The 1,167-nt window shown below is 46.2% G+C and carries 1 pseudogene; it reads left to right on the top strand.

Annotation, left to right across the window (positions count from 1 at the left end):
* A pseudogene (locus R7E00_RS24430) lies at positions 1-1,167 on the top strand (tandem-95 repeat protein); the annotation flags it as partial.

The raw sequence follows: 1,167 nt of genomic DNA on the forward strand, positions 1-1,167 counted from the left end.
GCTCAACATTCAAGTGGAAAGCGTTGCAGACATCGCGACTTGGACGGCAAACAGTACCTTTAACTACACGGTTGATGAAGATGGTAACAACGTTTCTCTGAACATCAGCGCGCAAACACAAGACAGCAGTAACCCAGAAAGCATCGTGTACGAACTTGTCTTTACCCAAGGTGAGGGCAACGCAACGCTAGTTTACTCAGATGGCAGTGCCATCGCGCAAACGGGTGGGGTATACCTTGTTGATGCAAGTCGAATTGGCGATGTTCAAGTCGATCCAATTGATAACTTTTCGGGTGAAATAAAAATTGATGTCACTGCGATCACCACGGAGAGCGTGAATCCACTGACAGGTAAAGAAACGGCTCGCTCAGAAACGGAAACCATCGTCATTGATGTCTCTCCAGTCGCTGATGCTGGCAGCTTTACCGTTAATCGCATCAATATTTTCGAGGATAACGCTCGCACTCAAGATACGGTCGATCCGGTTACTGACCACGACCCACTTCAATTAAGCGAAGTGATTTCAATGAAACCATCCGCGGATATGGATGGTTCAGAAGAGCTGTTTGTTCGCATCTCGAATTTCTCTATCGACGGCGTGACGCTTGTCTGGCTCGATGGCGCGAATCCTTCACAGATTGTTGAAGTGACGGATGGCAACGGCAATGTGCTGTATTACGAAATTCCTGAGTCACAGCTGACGAATGTAGAAGTGCTGCCACCACTGCACAGTAACGACGATTTCACCTTCAACGTAGAAGGCATCGTAAAAGACAGCGCATCGCTTTCAACAGGTTCTGCGCAAGATGTACTTTCACTCGGGAACAAAACCGTCATTGTTGATGTGAAAGGCGTAGCGGATATTCCAATCGTTGAACTCAATGATAAATCAGGCATTTGGCAAGAGTTTGATGATGGCAACGTACGTGGCGTTCAAACATTTGTGGATGAAAATGGCCAAGTTGATATTTCGTTCAGCATTCTTTCTGGAGAGTTCAAAGACAACCCGAACGACCACTCTGAAACGGTAACGGTACTGCTTTCCAACATTCCTGATGGCGTTGAGATATTTGATAATGATGGCAACTCGGTCGATTTAACGTTCGTTGGGTACGATGGTAATAACCAGCCAATCTATGAAGCGAATATTACGCAAGCAAACATCAA

It is taken from the genome of Vibrio sp. Vb1755 (assembly GCF_033338635.1).
Classification (GTDB): domain Bacteria; phylum Pseudomonadota; class Gammaproteobacteria; order Enterobacterales; family Vibrionaceae; genus Vibrio; species Vibrio alginolyticus.